The sequence below is a fragment of the Pseudomonas sp. genome (genome assembly GCF_030150285.1).
Taxonomy (GTDB): domain Bacteria; phylum Pseudomonadota; class Gammaproteobacteria; order Pseudomonadales; family Pseudomonadaceae; genus Aquipseudomonas.
The window spans coordinates 118,665-134,680 of record NZ_JASLGE010000020.1; the positions used below are offsets into that span (position 1 = coordinate 118,665).

Below are 16,016 nucleotides of genomic sequence, written 5' to 3' on the forward strand. Positions count from 1 at the left end.
GGGGTGGGATGGCGGGTAACGCCCTTTCACCGCCTGGAGCGTCAACACCTTTAACCCCAAAAAGTCCAGGGCCAAAAATCTGGGGCAATCCTGCCCTCTTCTGTTGTGTGCCAGATTTATGACCTCAGTCATAATTCTTATAGAGCAAGCCCATTATCTAAGCCCCAGAAATCTCATAGCCCTGTGCTTTAGAGGCTCTTGCTGTCTCATGCCCTCAAATGCGCGGCGCACCAACTGTTTTAATTCATCTGGAAGTTGCGTCACGCGTTCCTGCTGCTGCTGTCGTGACCCATTATGTCCCACAAGAGATACATCAAGCATCTTGGTGGCCGGATTCCGAATAAAACTTATCTGTTCTTTAGGCAGTAAAATATTGGGGCCATTCAACTGTGCAGATTTGAAATTGAATTCAATCTCATGCGTGCGGCTATCAACGTGGATAAAAAACCCCAGCCAATCAGCCGAAACAGTCTGCGTTTCTTTCCATATACCATAAGCATCCTCGGTCGTGCTGAGCGCGACCTCCTTACCCTCTAGATAAAAAGCGGCGCGACCGTGATCTATATTACGCAACTTACTATTAGTATAAGGCGATAAATTCCCTTCAGCCAAATGCCGGTCTTTACTGAACCACTGCTTTTTTAAAGCGCTCATTACCCAAGGCACTTGCCCGGTTATGCCGTGATGCTCATTTCGATGAGTGGCCGGAATCAAGTAAATCTTATGTGTTCTCGTATCAATCATTCCGGAAAATGGATTACCTGGAGTCGCATACTTCCAATTATGCCTAGCCTGTTTTGACAAACCAAGTTCAGTCGGCGGGTTATTAGCCCATAACCGTGCGGCACCTTCTGCTCGAGAATCCTTATAAAGTTCCAGTGCTTCAACTGCCTGCTGTTCTTTGAGCCTCTCCCAAGGCGTGCCAAACACTGCACCACCTGTCATGGGGGGTAAAAAACCGGCCGTGGCATTGCGGTAGAATTTTTCCTGCTGCGGGTCTTCACCTGCATACCCAGTGAAGTCTCTAAGCGTTAATGGATTATTCCGCACCATCCTGAATAGATTGAACCCATCCACATCCCCTGCCGGATCCGGATTCAACCACCGGCACAACCACGGCGCGTAATAGCGGAACCCATAGTAATAAAGCCCCGTGGCATCACGCTCCTTGCCGGAATAGCGCACGGTTTTATCATTCGCCTCGGTGTCACTGTTTGCCGCCCACCACGCCGTGTTACCGAACGGTGTGTAGCCTTCTTCTGTGAGCAGCGCGGCGTGTGCGTCCAGCTCCAGGGTGCTGGAGCCCAGGTGGTCGGTCAGGCTATAGCGCCATTGATCGGCCCGCAGGCCGCGCTCCCAATGCAGTAGCCGCACGCCATGTGCGGTGATGACATGCAGGGTTTGGCCACCGGCCACGGCGCTGTCGCAGCGGATTTCCAACCCCGGCAAATAGCGCACATCCGCGTGATGCTCCACGTTCGCCGCCTGGCTAACCCGCAGTTTTCGTACGCGCTGGCCGTCACTGTCATACAGGTAGTGTTCGCTGTCGTGGGCGGCAGTGCTGCGTTGCACCGGGCTGACCTGTTGCAGTTGGTTACGCAGACTCCAGGTCAACCCTTGCCCCGGTTGCAGGGCGCGCAAGTTGCCGTTGTGATCAAACCCGGCGGCAATTTCAGGCTCGCCCGGTATTTCACCGTTGCGGGCTTCAAGGCTGCGGTTGCTGTGGCGGGCGGTGGCCATGCGCAAGGTCCAGGCCTGGCCGCCCCTGTGCTGCAACTGCTGCAAATTGCCCGCGCTGTCGTAGCGGTAGGTCTCGTGGTAATTGACCAGGTTGTTGGCGTCTGGCGTCGCGGGCAGGCCAGGGCCGTAGGTGACGCTGGCGACTTCGCGGCCGGTGGCGGCAATCAGTTGATACAGGGTGTCGTAGGTGTAAGTGCTGGTGGGGTCAGTGCGCTGGTTACGAAAAAAACGGGTCGGCTTGGACCTGTCGTCGATCTGCACCACATTGCCCACCGGGTCGTAGCGGTAGTGCAGGTCTTGCAACAGCGTGTTGTCAGCTGTATGGGCACTGCGCCGTGACAGACGCCCCGTTGCCGGCTCGTAGGTATTGCGGCTGATCACGCCATTCCCGGCGGTTTGTGCCACTAGTTGGCCAGATGCGTCATACACACAGCGTTGCAATATGGTGTAAGGCTGGGTGCCCGGCTGCTCCACGTGGCTGAGGCTCAGTTGCCCCGCGATATCATGACGCCAGCGCTGCTGATTGCCCAGGGCATCGGTCTGTTGGAGCCTGCCGCCGAGGGCATCGTACTGCCAGGCAGTCAGAAAGCGCTGTTCTTCCAGTGCTGCACTCGGCCAGTCAGGGGGCGACAAATCGTTCAGAAACTGGCGGCTTTGTTCCAGTATTTGCCCGGCCAGTGAGTAAGACGGCATCAATAGACGGCCCGCACTGTCATCGTGCCGTATCCGTTGCCCGCAACGGTTATGGGCGTGATCGTCGGCGCTATTGCCGCCGTAGAACAGACGTTCGCGGCACTGTTCAACGTCGCCATCGCCCCGCTCAAACATCGCCGTTGGCCGCAGCAACGCGTCGTACTCAATGCGAGTGCGGGTCAAGCGGCTGTCCCACAGCGTCAGCGCTTGCGCGGCGTCGCCCTGCAACTGCACGCGCCACCCGGCATCGACACTGTCGGTGGCCAGCACCTGACCACCCAGTGCGTAAATAGCCGACTGGTTAGGTGGCGTCGAAGCATCGTCCTGCCACAACGCGAACAAACGCGGGTCCCATTGCCCAGCGGAGCGCCCAGCCGCGTCGTAGCACTGGCGCGTCACCTGCACCTGCGCGGTGTGTTGCGCCTCGCGCCGGTAAAAAGCCACCGTGCGCACGGGTAAACCACGCGGGTCAATCACACTGAGGCCGGGCGTGTGTCGATGGGTAGACAGGTCCATAACAGCCTCAGTGGTGACACCATTCAGATCGTAAGTTAAGTGTATTCGCGAGTAGGCATTTTTCCAGTACTGATGAGAGATTCTGCCAACCGGTCAGGCCCCTGAGTCAATCGCGCAACCCGCTTGTAATGGGCCAATAATGGCTTGCGAGGTACTTATATATCGTCCGTTATATTCAACCAGATCTCGCACTATAAAAATACTTACAAAACCCATTCTAAAAAACAGGCAACCCCACAAGCAAAGCAATAATCCCATGCTATAAAAAGACCTTATCATCGACATTAAAACTTACGAATACCGCAGAATTTAATGTTGTTTTAAACCCTCAAAAGGCGCAACTTTAACGGGCAGCAAACAACCCATTAGCGTTCAACCAAAAGGAAATATTCAATATGGATATTGAAAACAAAAGCTGGGCAGCACAGATCAACCGCATGCCTGGCGATGAGTTTTTCCGGGTCGATGGCGTTATTACGCTACCGAACTCAGGGTTCCAAACCACACTGACTGTCAGTAAAATCCAGGACAAATCGTTCAACTTACGGCTTGATCTGGAAGTGCAGCCAGGCTGCTGGGATTTACCTGTCGCCTCTGACCACAAAGTCAGTTATAAACAGTACGGCCCTTCCAGTGTCAACGGCGTGACCATTATGTATAACGGCCGCGTACTGTACTCAATTGATGAAGTATTAATCACTCATTAATGGCATTAACATAAATCCGTTGCCCGTCAGTTTAACTGTCGGGTAACGGCCTTTTTAATTTCCAGAACCTGCTGGCGAGTTCATTAAAAACGCTGATCAAGGCGTTCATCGATCAAGCTCTCAAACATGGCTTGGGCTGCGGCGGACAATTCATGGCCCGGTTTGGTCAATACGCCCATGGCTCGCTCCACCACCGGCTCGTGCAGGGTGATACAGCACGCACCCAATTCACGCATCTGCTCGGCGCACAGGGCTGGCACCACACTCACGCCCAAGCCACTGGCAACCATGCGGCCCACCGTCGCCAACTGATGGCTCTCGAAGGCCACCGGCAATTTCATCTGTTGCGCCTGCAAGTGCTCTTCCAGCAATACCCGAACCGCAGAGGGCCGCTGCAACGTAATAAAGGGTTGTTCGAGCAATGTCTTCCAGTCAATCACCGCACGCCCGGCCAAGGCTGAATCGCTGGGCACCACGGCAACAAAACGGTCGAGGTACAACCGGGTGAAATTCAGCCCGTCACCGGTGGCAGGCTCGAAGGCCACGCCCAACTCGACCTGGCGGTCACGGACCATTTCCAGTACGTGTTCATTCAGTACGTCATTGACCGTGACGTTGACCCTGGGGTAGCGCCCGCGAAAATGTTTCAAAATCAACGGCAACAAGTTGCCTGCAAAAGACGGTATGGCCGCCACGGTCACACGGCCACGCTGCAAGGTGAAGCGCTGGCGCAACTCGTCCTCGGCGTTGTCCCAGTCGGCAATCAGTCGGCGCGCCAAAGGCAGCAAGGCTTCGCCCTCGGGCGTCAGGGCGACATTACGGGTATTACGGCTGAACAAACGGCCGCCAAGGCCCTCCTCCAACGCTTTGATGGTCAGGCTCAGGGCTGATTGCGACAAGTGCAAGCGCTCGCAGGCCACCGCAAAGCTCAGGCTTTGGGCCACGGCGAGAAAGGCACGGATCTGTTTCACCGTCATCGGGGTATCGCCTTATTGTTTGGTTTTATCAATTAATCAATCTTAAAAATTAACTTAACAAATTAATCACGCGGAGTAACACTCGCGTAACGATTTATCACCGCCCACTAATAACAACGAGGTGCATATGGCAGGTTTCGACAAATGCGTGGCGTCCTACGAGGAGGCCCTGGCCGGTCTCACTGATGGCATGACCGTGATTGCCGGCGGCTTTGGCCTGTGCGGTATCCCTGAGAACCTGATCAACGAAATCAAGCGCAAAGGCACGCGTGACCTGACGGTGGTTTCGAACAATTGTGGCGTTGATGGCTTCGGCCTTGGCGTATTGCTCGAAGACCGCCAGATCAGCAAGGTGATCGCCTCGTATGTGGGCGAGAACGCGCTGTTCGAGAAACAACTGCTCAGCGGTGAAATCGAGGTCGAATTGACCCCGCAAGGCACGCTGGCCGAAAAAATGCGTGCCGGCGGTGCCGGTATCCCCGCCTTCTTCACCGCCACCGGCGTGGGCACCCCCGTGGCTGACGGCAAGGAACTGCGCGAGTTCAAGGGCCGTACCTACTTGATGGAAGAGTCCATCACCGGCGACTTTGCCATCGTCAAAGGCTGGAAAGCCGACCGCTACGGCAACGTGATCTACCGCCACACGGCGCAAAACTTCAACCCGCTGGCCGCCACGGCAGGCAAGATCACCGTGGTTGAAGTCGAAGAAATTGTTGAACCCGGCGAGCTGGACCCGACACAGATCCACACCCCTGGTATCTACGTCGACCGGGTCATTTGCGGCACGTTTGAAAAACGCATTGAACAACGCACCGTGCGCAAATAATCCGCCACTGGCCCGAACAAGAAGGACACACCCCATGGCTTTAACCCGCGAACAAATGGCTCAGCGCGTCGCCCGCGAAATGCAGGACGGCTTTTACGTCAACCTCGGCATCGGCATCCCGACCCTGGTGGCCAACTACATTCCCGACGGCATGGAAGTCATGCTGCAATCCGAGAACGGCCTGCTGGGCATGGGCCCGTTTCCCCATGACGATGAAGTCGACGCCGACATGATCAATGCCGGCAAGCAAACCGTTACGGCTCGCACCGGCGCGTCGATTTTTTCCTCGGCCGAGTCCTTCGCGATGATTCGCGGTGGCCATATCGACCTGACCGTACTGGGTGCGTTTGAAGTCGATGTGCAAGGCAACATCGCGTCCTGGATGATTCCCGGCAAATTGGTCAAGGGCATGGGCGGCGCAATGGACCTGGTGGCAGGCGCGGATAATATCATCGTGACCATGACCCACGCGTCCAAGGACGGCGAATCCAAGTTGCTGTCCCGTTGCAGCCTGCCACTCACCGGCGCGGGCTGCATCAAGCGCGTCTTGACGGACCTGGCTTACCTGGAAATCGAGGACGGTGCGTTTATCCTCAAGGAGCGCGCACCGGGCGTGAGCGTGGAAGAAATCGTCAGCAAAACCGCTGGCAAATTGATCGTCCCTGACCACGTGCCGGAAATGCAATTCGCGTAACCGGCACGTTAACTGTCGGCCTCAGTCGAAACGAAACGAGGCACCGTAAGCGGATGCGGGCAAATGACTGGCACCGTCCGCCCGCAACCGCGAACGGACGGTACCGTGCTGTTGTTCAAGCCGCCACGTATTCCTGCGTGCTGACCACTTCGGCGTAAGCGAACGCCAAGGCAGCCATTAGCGTGTTGTGCACGTGGGCTGCCGGGATGGTGTGGCCTTTGAATTCCAGGTCAAGGGTTGCGCACGCGTCGTGCACCACCGTGACCTTGTAACCCAGATCAGACGCCGCCCGGGTCGTTGCATCGATGCACATATGGCTCATGGCACCGACGATGGTGACGTCGGTGATGCCGTGTTTATCGAGGATGGACGAAAGGTCGGTCTTCAAAAACGAGTTGGGGAAGTGCTTGACGATGACAGGCTCGTCGCCCTGCGGCAGTACGGCGTCCATAAACTGCACGCCCGGGGTGCTGGCGTTGAACAAGGGCGAATCAGGGTCGCTGGATTCATGCCTGATGTTGATCACCAGGTCCCCCGCACGCCGTGCACTGTCGATCACCCGCACGGCATTGGCCACCGCCTCCTCAATGCCAACCAACGGCAGATTGCCGGTGGGCAGGTACTCGTTTTCCAGATCCACTACGATCACTGCATGCTTAGCCATCGTTCACCTCGTCATTGCGAATGGGAGTTGCCAGGCCATTCTGGCGCGTTTAACGTGCAGATTCGAGTGTCGTAATCGACACCAATCACGCCGGAACCGACATATGACACCCCAGCCGCACCTCGACATTGGCATTCTCCTCTACCCTTCGGCACAGCAGGCCGCTGTGCTCGGCATCACGGACTTGCTGTGCCTGGCCGGACGCCTCGCCGCCGGGCAACAAGGCTTGGCGGTGAACCCCGTAAGGGTCAGCCATTGGTGCCTGCCCCAACACGGCGACCTGCCTGAATGCGTGTTTGACACACAGCCGCAAGCGACAGGCCACTTGGCCGCGCTAATTGTGCCACCCACACTCGACCCGCCGCTGGATAAGCCCCTGGCTGCCCGGTTGGCCCCTTGGCTGCAGGTTATCCACGGCCAGGGAACGCTGCTGGGCTCGGTGTGTGCCGGCACGTTCTTATTGGCCGACAGCGGTTTGCTCGACGGACGTAAGGTGTCTATTCATTGGGCACTGGAAGCGCTGTTTGCGGCGCGATTTGGCCACATTGCCCGAGACACCGACCAACTGCTGATTGATGACGCCGATATCATCACGGCCAGTGGTTTGATGGGCTGGACCGATCTGAGCCTGCGCCTGGTGGACCGTTTGCTGGGTTCGGCCGCCATGGTGGCGACCGCACAAATGCTGCTCATCGACGTACCGGGCCGCGAACAGCGTCACTACAGCGGGTTTGCCCCGCGCCTGAACCACGGCGACACGGCTATTCTCAAGGTGCAGCACTGGTTACAGGCCACCAATGCGCTGGATGTTGCATTGCCCAGGCTTGCCGATGAAGCCAACCTTGAACAACGCACCTTTCTTCGTCGCTTTCAAAAAGCCACCGGCATGACCTCCTCCGAATACTGCCAGCGACTGCGCGTAGGTCGGGCCCGCGCCATCCTGCAACAGGGTGCTCACCCCATCGAGCAAATAGCCTGGGATGTCGGTTACGCCGACCCCAGTGCCTTTCGCAAGGTGTTTACCCGCATCGTCGGCCTTTCACCAGGGGCTTACCGACGCCGTTTCAACCGGTCGTGATGGGCATCACAGCGCTTGAGCGTTAATGGACCGCGAGTAAGCTCGCGACCCATTAACGCCGAAGCTGCCCGCGATAGTGAGCTATTTAGTCGCCCAGGCGTTGAAGCGCTCTTCGAGTTCTTCACCGTGATCCACCCAGAAAGCCACATCCATGGACAGTGCCCCTTCCAGGTTTTGAGGGGTGGTGGGCACCCATTGCGCCAGCTTGGGGTCTAGCTTTGCCGCCGCTTGGGTATTGGTGGGGCCGTAAGGGATCTGTTCGACGTACTTGACCTGAGCGTCGGGTTGGTTGGTATACGCAATAAACCGCTTGGCCTGATCGACGTGTTTGGAGCCCTTGATGATTGCCCAGTAGTCCATGCCATACAGGCTGCCGGGCCAGACCACGCCCAAGTGGCTGCCGCTTTGCGCCGCCGCTGCAATACGCCCGCTGTAGGTCGAGGTCATGACCACATCCCCGACCGTGAGCCATTGCGCCGGTTGTGCACCCGCCTCCCACCACTGGATGTAAGGCTTGAGTTCGGTCAGTTTGGCAAAAGCACGGTCAACCCCCTGCGGGGTGCTTAACACCGAATACACGTCCTCGACCTTTACCCCGTCGGCCAGCAAGGCGAACTCCAGGTTGTACACCGCACGTTTGCGCAGGCCACGCTTGCCGGGGATGTTCTTCACATCCCAAAAATCGGCCCAGGAGGTCGGTGCCCGGGCGAGTTTGTCGGTGTCGTACGCGATGGCCACGCTCCACACCAGCGCGGCAGAACCGCACTCCTGCGCCGCATCGGGAATCAACTGCGCATCACCGCCCAGGGTGTTCCAGTCGAGCCGCTCGTACATGCCCTCTTCACAGCCGCGCATCAGGTCCGGGCCTTCGATCTGCACCACGTCCCAATCGACATTGCCGGTGTCGACCATCACCTTGATTCTGGCCATTTCACCGTTGTATTCACTCTGGATCAGCTTCGTGCCGTCTGCTGCGCTGAACGGCTGGAAGAACGCCACATCCTGGGCTTTTTGACCCGCCCCGCCATACCCGACGACAACCATGTCCGGTGCGGCCTGCGCGCTACCCAGGCCGCAGGCCAAGGATAAGATCAACGGATAAAAGCCATGCTTGAGCGTATTGGACTTCATCAGTGGTTCCTCTTGCAGGTATCACCGAGCAAGGGCTGCGGTGATCCTTTTTTATTGTTAGTGAGGGGTGCCCCAGGTGTGGGTGCAGGTCGAAATTACGCAAGGCTCATTAAAAAAACAAGTTGATTTTTTACTGAGGGTAAATTTCTATAGCGCAATAATAACAACGCCGATCGGGCTTTTTTCTCGCCACGGCTAGCCTGGAGCACCGCACCATGCCCACATCCCCCGCCGGGTTCACGCACCTGTTCGAACCGCTGCACATCCGTGGCAAACGCCTCAAGAACCGCATCATGTCCAGTGGGCATGACACCTCGATGCCCACCGACAACCGGGTCAACGAGCAACTGATTGCCTACCACCGGGCACGCGCAGAAGGCGGCGTAGGCCTGATCGTGCTGCAAGTGGCCGGGGTGCATGACAGTGCGCGCTACACCTCCCATGTACTGATGGCCACCGACGACGCCTGCATCGAGGGTTACCGAAAACTGGCTGACACCTGCCACGCTCACGGCACCGTCGTGCTGTCGCAGATTTTCCACCCTGGGCGGGAGATCATGGAGTCCAGCGATGGCTTGCTGGCCGTCGCCTACGCGCCGTCATCGGTGCCCAATGAGCGCTTTCGGGTTATGCCCCGTACGCTTGACCAAAGCATGATCGACGAGATCGTCGCCGGTTATGGCGCTGCCGCCCGGCGCTTGCATCAAGCCGGGCTCGATGGCGTTGAAGTGGTGGCCAGCCACGGTTACTTGCCGGCGCAATTCCTGAACCCGCGGGTCAACCTGCGAACCGACGGTTACAATGGCGATGTGCAGCAGCGCCTGCGGTTTTTGCGCGAGGTGATTGCTGAAGTACGGGCGAACACGGACGACACCTTCATCATTGGCTTACGCATCAGCGCCGATGAGCGCGACGCTCAGGGGCTCACTGAAGATGAGTCACTGGCGGCCGTCACCGCCCTGCAGCAAGACCTGGATTACGTGCATATCGTTGCCGGTACGTCGGCCTCCCTGGGCGGCGCGGTGCACATCGTGCCGCCCATGGCCATCGACGCGGCGTACCTGGCGAAAGAGGCCGGTACGTTCAAGGCCAGCCTGTCGATTCCGTTGTTCGTTACCGGGCGCATTAACCAGCCGCAGGAAGCCGAATTGATTCTCGCGCGCGGCCAGGCCGATGTGTGCGGCATGACCCGCGCACTCATCTGCGACCCGCAAATGCCCAACAAGACCGATGCCGGGCGCAGTGAAGATGTACGCGCCTGCATTGCCTGCAATCAGGCGTGCATCGGGCATTTCCATAAAGGCTTGCCGATTTCCTGCATTCAGCACCCCGAAACGGGCCGTGAGTTGCTATTCGGCACGGTGCAACCCACCACCACCCGCAAGCGCATCATGATCGCCGGAGGTGGCCCGGCCGGGATGAAAGCGGCCGCCGTTGCCGCCCAGCGTGGTCATGATGTGACCCTCTACGAAGCCAGTTCACAGCTCGGCGGGCAGGTGCTGCTGGCCCAGTTACTGCCCCGGCGCAGTGAGTTCGGGGGGGCCAGCACCAATTTGCAGCGGGAAATGACATTGGCAGGCGTGAAGGTGGTGCGTAACACGCGGGTTGACCTTGCGCTGGTTGAACGGGAAAAGCCGGATGTGGTGATCGTCGCCACTGGGGCCGAACCTTATTGGCCGGCGTTTGAGCGCGGCGGCGATTTACAGGTGGTGGATGCCTGGCAGGTGCTGCGCGACGAGGTCAAACTTGGCCGCTCCGTGCTGGTGGTGGACTGGCGCAGCGACTGGATCGGCCCGGGCATTGCCGAGCGTTTGGTGCGCGCCGGCCATCAGGTGCAACTGGCGGTCAACGGTACACATTGTGGCGAAAGCCTACCGCTTTACGTGCGCGACCATCTGGTGGGTGAGTTGCACCGCCTGGCCATTACCGTCACGCCCTATGCCCGCCTTTACGGCTGCGATGACAGCACGGTGTATATGCAGCATACCGCCAGTGGTGAGCCGATCCTGTTCGAAGACATCGACACCCTGGTGCTGTGTCAGGGGCATCAGTCCGTGGACACCTTGGGCGACGAATTGCACGGGCGGGTGGCGTTCCACCGCATTGGTGACTGTTTGGCACCGCGCACGGCCGAAGAAGCGATTTATGAGGGGTTGAAGGTTGCCTGGGCGCTTTGAGGCTGCTTTATACTCCGGGCCTTGGTCAGCACCGCGCTGACGACCACCTTCAGGCGTCAGCGTGCCCGGCACGCGACGCCAGCATCCGGTTCGGAGCACGTCATGAGCAACCGCAGCAACCCGTCTCCAGACAGCGCCACGCCCGCTCGGCAGAGCGGCGCAACCGAGTCGCACTTTCTCGGCACACGCATTCGCGGCCTGCGCAAACGCCGGGGCATGACCCTGGCCACACTGGCCGCCATGAGCGAGTTGACGGCGGGTTATATCAGCCAACTCGAACGTAACCTGGCCTACCCGTCCATTGCCGCCCTGTTCAATATTGCCCGTAGCCTGGGAGTGACCATTCAATGGTTTTTCGCCAGCGAAGCCAGCGCCACTCCCGAAGACAGCGGCTATGTGGTGCGCAAGAACAACCGCATGAGCGTGCATTACGAAGACGGCATCGTCGACCAACTGCTGACCCCACAGCCCAATCGCCAGCTGGAAATGCTGCATTCGCGTTTCCCGCCGGGAACCTACAGCCAACAGAGCTACAGCCATGAAGGTGAAGAAGCCGGGTATGTGCTGTCCGGTTGTTTTGAGCTGTGGGTCAGCGACCGCCATTTCCAGTTGGGTGAAGGCGACAGCTTCAGTTTTTCCAGCCAGGAACCCCATCGCTACGGCAACCCCGGCGAGGTGGATGCCGTGGTGGTCTGGGTGATTACCCCGCCGACCTTCTAACGCCCTGGGTTCTGTACGGGGCGGCATCGTTCAAGCGTCTTCCGAGCGATGCCTTCATAAATATTTACTCATAAACCAGTGTCATTAATGACCGCTCAGACGCCCTGAAACTTCTATCCTGTCATTAACCATGCAAGTGGTTACACCTAAATTTTTAAAGTTTCACAACAAGGACGTTACTGATGGACACGCTAATAACATGCTGCCAACGCGCAAGCATTGATCCTTCGGCTTCTTATGAAACAGCCATTCAGGAAAATCCGCTGAATGATCACAGTCGTTCAGGCGAGCGTAAAAAAATATCAACCGGCCACTTCTCTAACTATTGGGCACGTGATCGAACCTTGACGATAGGTTTTTATGACTCCGTGACACAGGAAAACAAAGAACTGATTAAAACAGCGGCATTGGACTGGCAACCTCATATCAGCCTTACCCTGAGCTTTATTGAGGGTACCCGGGCCGATATCCGTATCGCAATGCTAGCGCAATCGAGTACTTCACAGTTGGGAACCGATGCATTATTGATACCCTACGAAGAACCCACGCTAATTATAAAAAACTCATTGAGCGGTGATCGATTGAGCGCAATAGCCAGGCATGAATTCGGTCATGTATTGGGGCTACGCCACGAACACCAACACCCGGACTCAAATATCCCTTGGGACCTTACAAAAATTTATGACTACTATTTAAATCATGCCAACTGGGATAGACAAACCGTTAACTTCAACATGCTTGACAAATGGCAACCCCACCCGCTGTTTCGCACCGTGTACGACACCACTTCAATCATGCACTACCCCATCCTTAACGCTGTCACCCTCGGTGATTTTAGTGTGGCTCGCAACTTTAACCTTAGTGCGCGGGATATCATGAAAGTCTCGCGAATTTACCCCAAGCCCAAACCTGCGGTTTTATAAGAGTAGCGGCTGTCCGAATGATGCCTGCAACCGCCTGACACAACAAAAACAGCCATGACGGTCTCTGCTGACAGACTGAGGCCGTCAAGCACAAGACTACTGACCTTTCGAACTTAAGCACCAGAACGGTCGCCCTGGCGTTACCCCACCACTGCCCTGCTTTGCGCTTGGCTCTCGGTATGTTTCAGCCAGCCGATCATCCGTTCACCCCAAGCGATATCCGATGCGTCCCGTAAGGTTGGCGCTTCAGGCCCGTCAGGCTTTAGAGTAGCGGCCTCTTTAAAACCGCGGGCGACCCTTGAGTGTTCGAGTTCACCAGCTATTTGGGGCTGTTTCTGGCCGCCTTCGGGGCCGCCTCCCTACTGCCCATGCAGTCGGAAGCCGTGCTGGTGGCGATGCTGCTGTCCGAGCGTTACGCCGTTATGGTTCTGCTGGTGGTGGCCACCCTGGGCAATGTGCTGGGCTCGGCCCTGAACTGGTGGCTGGGGCGTTCGGTCGAACGTTTCCGACATAAGCGCTGGTTTCCTGTCAGCCCCAAAAAACTCGATAAAGCCCAACAGTTTTACGGGCGTTATGGCCGCTGGTCACTGCTGCTCAGTTGGATGCCCGTGATCGGCGATCCCCTGACCCTGATCGCCGGCATCATGGGTGAACCGCTGTGGCGCTTTCTGTTAATCGTGACGGTGGCGAAAGCCGCCCGCTATTTGGTGTTGGCGGCGATCACACTTGGCTTGGCATAAATGCCTGACATGCAATTCTGCTAAATTCCCACGCCAATTTAATGTCTTGCACAGACCAGAACGGATACGTACTACATCCTCGTTTCATACAAACTTGCACACTAGCGCGACCAATGCCCTTACGTTTTGTTACATCAAAACAGCCGTTGCGCAAGGAGCTTCCATGCCACGCCGCCCCCCGCACTTCTGCCCTACGCTCACAGGCTTGAACGGCCTGTTTCATGTGCATTCGTTCAGCGGTCGCGAGAGACCGAGCCAGCCGTATGCGTTTGAGTTGGTACTGCTCAGCGAGCAGGCCGACCTGGACATGGCAGCGCTACTGCATCAACCGGTATTTGTGACCGTCAACCCCGACGGCACGGGGGTTCATGGGCATGTGTACGGTATCAGCCAAGGCCCGGCCACCGCACACGGCACCCCTTACACGCTGACCCTGGTGCCCCGACTGGCCTACCTGGAGCACCGCACCAACCAGCGGGTGTTCCAGCAGCGCACGGTCAGGCACATCATTGCCCGCCTCCTGAAAGAGCACGGCATGGCCGAGGGCGACGTCGAGTTCAGGCTGAGCAACGTGCACCGCACCCGCACCTACTGCGTGCAATATCACGAAACCGACCTGCATTTTGTGCAGCGCCTGTGTGAAGAAGAAGGCCTCAATTACCATTTCGAACACTCGGTACACGGCCACAGGCTGGTGTTCGAAGACGGCCGCAGAGTCAGCGTCAAACACTCACGCCCCTGCATTTCCGGCGTGCAGGTCGCCCATGTCATCGGGCATGGGCAAGGGCAAGGTGCAACGCGTTGCGACCGGCACGGCCGCATCAAGGTGCGGTTTCACTGGCATCACGCCAGCCAGAAAGACGCACAGCGCTGTTGCTGGCTGCCGCTCGCAGCGGGCATCGGATTACCGCACGAGGGCATGGATGTGCTGGTGACCTTCCTTGATGGCAACCCGGACCGGCCGCTCATTGCAGGTTACCTGCCCGTTGCGCTTGGAGCCCCCACGGTTGAATTCCATACGGTGCTGCGCCGACGCAGTACGGCACACGGCACCGTGCTCAACGAAGTGTTCCTGGCTTCCGACAAGCCGGGGGGCGACGAGCCCCCGGTCGATTATTTAAAGGCAGGCTGAGCCGGCTTCAGGTCGGCTTGCCCTGTCGTTGCAGGCGCAACATGGTCCAGCCATACCCGGCCAGCGCCAGGCCCGCCAGCGTGCCCCCCACCAGCCCGACCCAGGCAAAACCGAAGTGGCTGCCGACCGTACTGCCCAGCAGCGCTCCGCCACCGATACCTATGTTGTAAATGCCCGAAAACATGGCCATCGCCACATCGGTGGCGTCCGGGGCCAGGCTCAGCACCTTGGATTGCAACGCCAGGCCAAACCCCATGATCGCCATGCCCCATACAATGCTCAGCACACTCAGCGATTCGATCCAGCCACTGGCCGGCAACAGCAGCAACAGGCACAGGCTGAGCAGCCCCACGGCCGTCAGCAGGAAACCCAGCGGGCTGTATTTGTGAAACCAGCTAAAGCACAGGGAACCGATAATCCCGGCTCCGCCAAACAGCAGCAGCACCAGCGTCACGGCGCTGCCACTCATGCCCGCCACCCCTTGCACAAAAGGTTCGACATAGCTGTAAGCCGTGAACTGGGCGGTCACCACCAGAGCGGTCAGCACATAGACCGCCACCAGGGCGGGCCGCTTGAACAGCACCGGCAGGCTGCGCAGGGAGCCTGAATTCTGGCTTGGCAGCAACGGCAAGGTACGGGCCAACCAAAGCACCAGCAGCCCCGCTAACCCCGCGATCACCAAAAAAGTGGTGCGCCACCCCATGGCCTCACCCAGCAAGCGACCGAGTGGAACGCCCAACACCATCGCCAGCGAAGTGCCGGTGGCCAGCAAACCCAGTGCTTGCACCTGTTTGCCCTCGGGGGCCAGGCGTACCGCCAGCGACGCGGTGATCGACCAGAACAGGGCATGAGACAACGCTACCCCTATGCGGCTGAGCAACAGAATGCCGAAGTTACTGGCCAGGCTCGACACCAGGTGGCTGGCAATAAACAACCCGAAGAGCACCAGCAATAACCTGCGCCGCTCGACGTTGCGGGTTACCAGCATGATCGGCAATGACGCCAGCGACACCACCCACGCATAAATGGTGAGCATCAGCCCGACCTTGGCCGTGGTCATGTCAAAACTGGCCCCGATCGCGCTTAACAGCCCGACCGGCACAAATTCAGTGGTATTGAACACAAAGGCCGCCAATGCCAATGCAATGACTGGCTGCCAGTGTGTGACGGGGGAAGACGTGGGGTTACTCATCTAAAGGCTGCACTGCTCGCTATCGATAAACTGACAGGCCCGGCGCTCGGTTCACGAGGCTGAACCACATAAGGCCGCATTCTATAGAGATCTCAAACGGCCGCTA

Annotated in this window: 14 protein-coding genes; 9 read left to right on the plus strand and 5 right to left on the minus strand. The window is 58.1% G+C overall.

All coding sequences use genetic code 11. The features are described 5' to 3' along the window. Nucleotides 1–153: 153 nt before the first annotated feature. The gene (locus Q1W15_RS03145) at nt 154–2,949 is read right to left on the minus strand and encodes an RHS repeat-associated core domain-containing protein (RefSeq protein ID WP_300720127.1); all 2,796 of its coding nucleotides are present in this window, start codon (nt 2,947–2,949) and stop codon (nt 154–156) included. 395 nt (nt 2,950–3,344) lie between these two features. Between Q1W15_RS03145 and Q1W15_RS03150 the strand changes: the two genes are divergently transcribed. Further along, nucleotides 3,345–3,656 (plus strand): hypothetical protein, encoded by a 312-nt coding sequence (locus Q1W15_RS03150; RefSeq protein WP_300720128.1) that lies wholly within the window; start codon nt 3,345–3,347, stop codon nt 3,654–3,656. An 83-nt stretch (nt 3,657–3,739) separates the two neighbouring features. Here Q1W15_RS03150 and Q1W15_RS03155 read toward each other — a convergent pair whose 3' ends face one another. After that, nucleotides 3,740–4,633 (minus strand): LysR family transcriptional regulator, encoded by an 894-nt coding sequence (locus Q1W15_RS03155; protein WP_300720129.1) that lies wholly within the window; start codon nt 4,631–4,633, stop codon nt 3,740–3,742. Between the two features lie 127 nt (nt 4,634–4,760). Here Q1W15_RS03155 and Q1W15_RS03160 point away from each other — a divergent pair, with 127 nt between their 5' ends. Together Q1W15_RS03160 and Q1W15_RS03165 are read left to right on the plus strand one after the other, a co-directional pair. Beyond that, nucleotides 4,761–5,459, plus strand: coding sequence for a CoA transferase subunit A (locus Q1W15_RS03160; protein WP_300720130.1), 699 nt, complete (start codon nt 4,761–4,763; stop codon nt 5,457–5,459). A gap of 34 nt (nt 5,460–5,493) precedes the next feature. Then, on the plus strand, nt 5,494–6,153 hold the full coding sequence (locus Q1W15_RS03165) for a CoA transferase subunit B (RefSeq protein ID WP_300720131.1): 660 nt from the start codon (nt 5,494–5,496) through the stop codon (nt 6,151–6,153). A gap of 115 nt (nt 6,154–6,268) precedes the next feature. Here Q1W15_RS03165 and Q1W15_RS03170 read toward each other — a convergent pair whose 3' ends face one another. Next, complete coding sequence (locus Q1W15_RS03170; protein ID WP_300720132.1) at nt 6,269–6,817, minus strand: cysteine hydrolase family protein; 549 nt, start codon at nt 6,815–6,817, stop codon at nt 6,269–6,271. A 103-nt stretch (nt 6,818–6,920) separates the two neighbouring features. Here Q1W15_RS03170 and Q1W15_RS03175 point away from each other — a divergent pair, with 103 nt between their 5' ends. Next, nucleotides 6,921–7,895: a GlxA family transcriptional regulator gene (locus tag Q1W15_RS03175; protein WP_300720133.1), complete on the plus strand. Its 975-nt coding sequence runs from the start codon at nt 6,921–6,923 to the stop codon at nt 7,893–7,895. A gap of 81 nt (nt 7,896–7,976) precedes the next feature. Here Q1W15_RS03175 and Q1W15_RS03180 read toward each other — a convergent pair whose 3' ends face one another. Beyond that, the gene (locus Q1W15_RS03180; protein ID WP_300720134.1) at nt 7,977–9,026 is read right to left on the minus strand and encodes an ABC transporter substrate-binding protein; all 1,050 of its coding nucleotides are present in this window, start codon (nt 9,024–9,026) and stop codon (nt 7,977–7,979) included. 215 nt (nt 9,027–9,241) lie between these two features. Here Q1W15_RS03180 and Q1W15_RS03185 point away from each other — a divergent pair, with 215 nt between their 5' ends. From Q1W15_RS03185 to vgrG, 5 genes are all read left to right on the plus strand, one after another. Continuing rightward, nucleotides 9,242–11,203, plus strand: coding sequence for an FAD-dependent oxidoreductase (locus Q1W15_RS03185; protein WP_300720135.1), 1,962 nt, complete (start codon nt 9,242–9,244; stop codon nt 11,201–11,203). A gap of 102 nt (nt 11,204–11,305) precedes the next feature. Continuing rightward, complete coding sequence (locus Q1W15_RS03190) at nt 11,306–11,923, plus strand: cupin domain-containing protein (protein WP_300720136.1); 618 nt, start codon at nt 11,306–11,308, stop codon at nt 11,921–11,923. Between the two features lie 182 nt (nt 11,924–12,105). Beyond that, nucleotides 12,106–12,846: a M12 family metallopeptidase gene (locus Q1W15_RS03195; RefSeq protein ID WP_300720137.1), complete on the plus strand. Its 741-nt coding sequence runs from the start codon at nt 12,106–12,108 to the stop codon at nt 12,844–12,846. A 302-nt stretch (nt 12,847–13,148) separates the two neighbouring features. Further along, the gene (locus tag Q1W15_RS03200; RefSeq protein ID WP_300720138.1) at nt 13,149–13,586 is read left to right on the plus strand and encodes a YqaA family protein; all 438 of its coding nucleotides are present in this window, start codon (nt 13,149–13,151) and stop codon (nt 13,584–13,586) included. 163 nt (nt 13,587–13,749) lie between these two features. Then, a complete protein-coding gene (gene vgrG / locus Q1W15_RS03205) occupies nt 13,750–14,718 on the plus strand; it encodes a type VI secretion system tip protein VgrG (RefSeq protein ID WP_300720139.1) in 969 nt (322 codons plus the stop codon). Nucleotides 14,719–14,725: 7 nt separating this feature from the next. On the opposite strand, the gene Q1W15_RS03210 is transcribed toward vgrG, so the two are convergent. After that, entirely contained in the window at nt 14,726–15,910 is a 1,185-nt protein-coding gene (locus Q1W15_RS03210) for a sugar transporter (RefSeq protein ID WP_300720140.1), read from the minus strand. Nucleotides 15,911–16,016 lie beyond the last annotated feature (106 nt).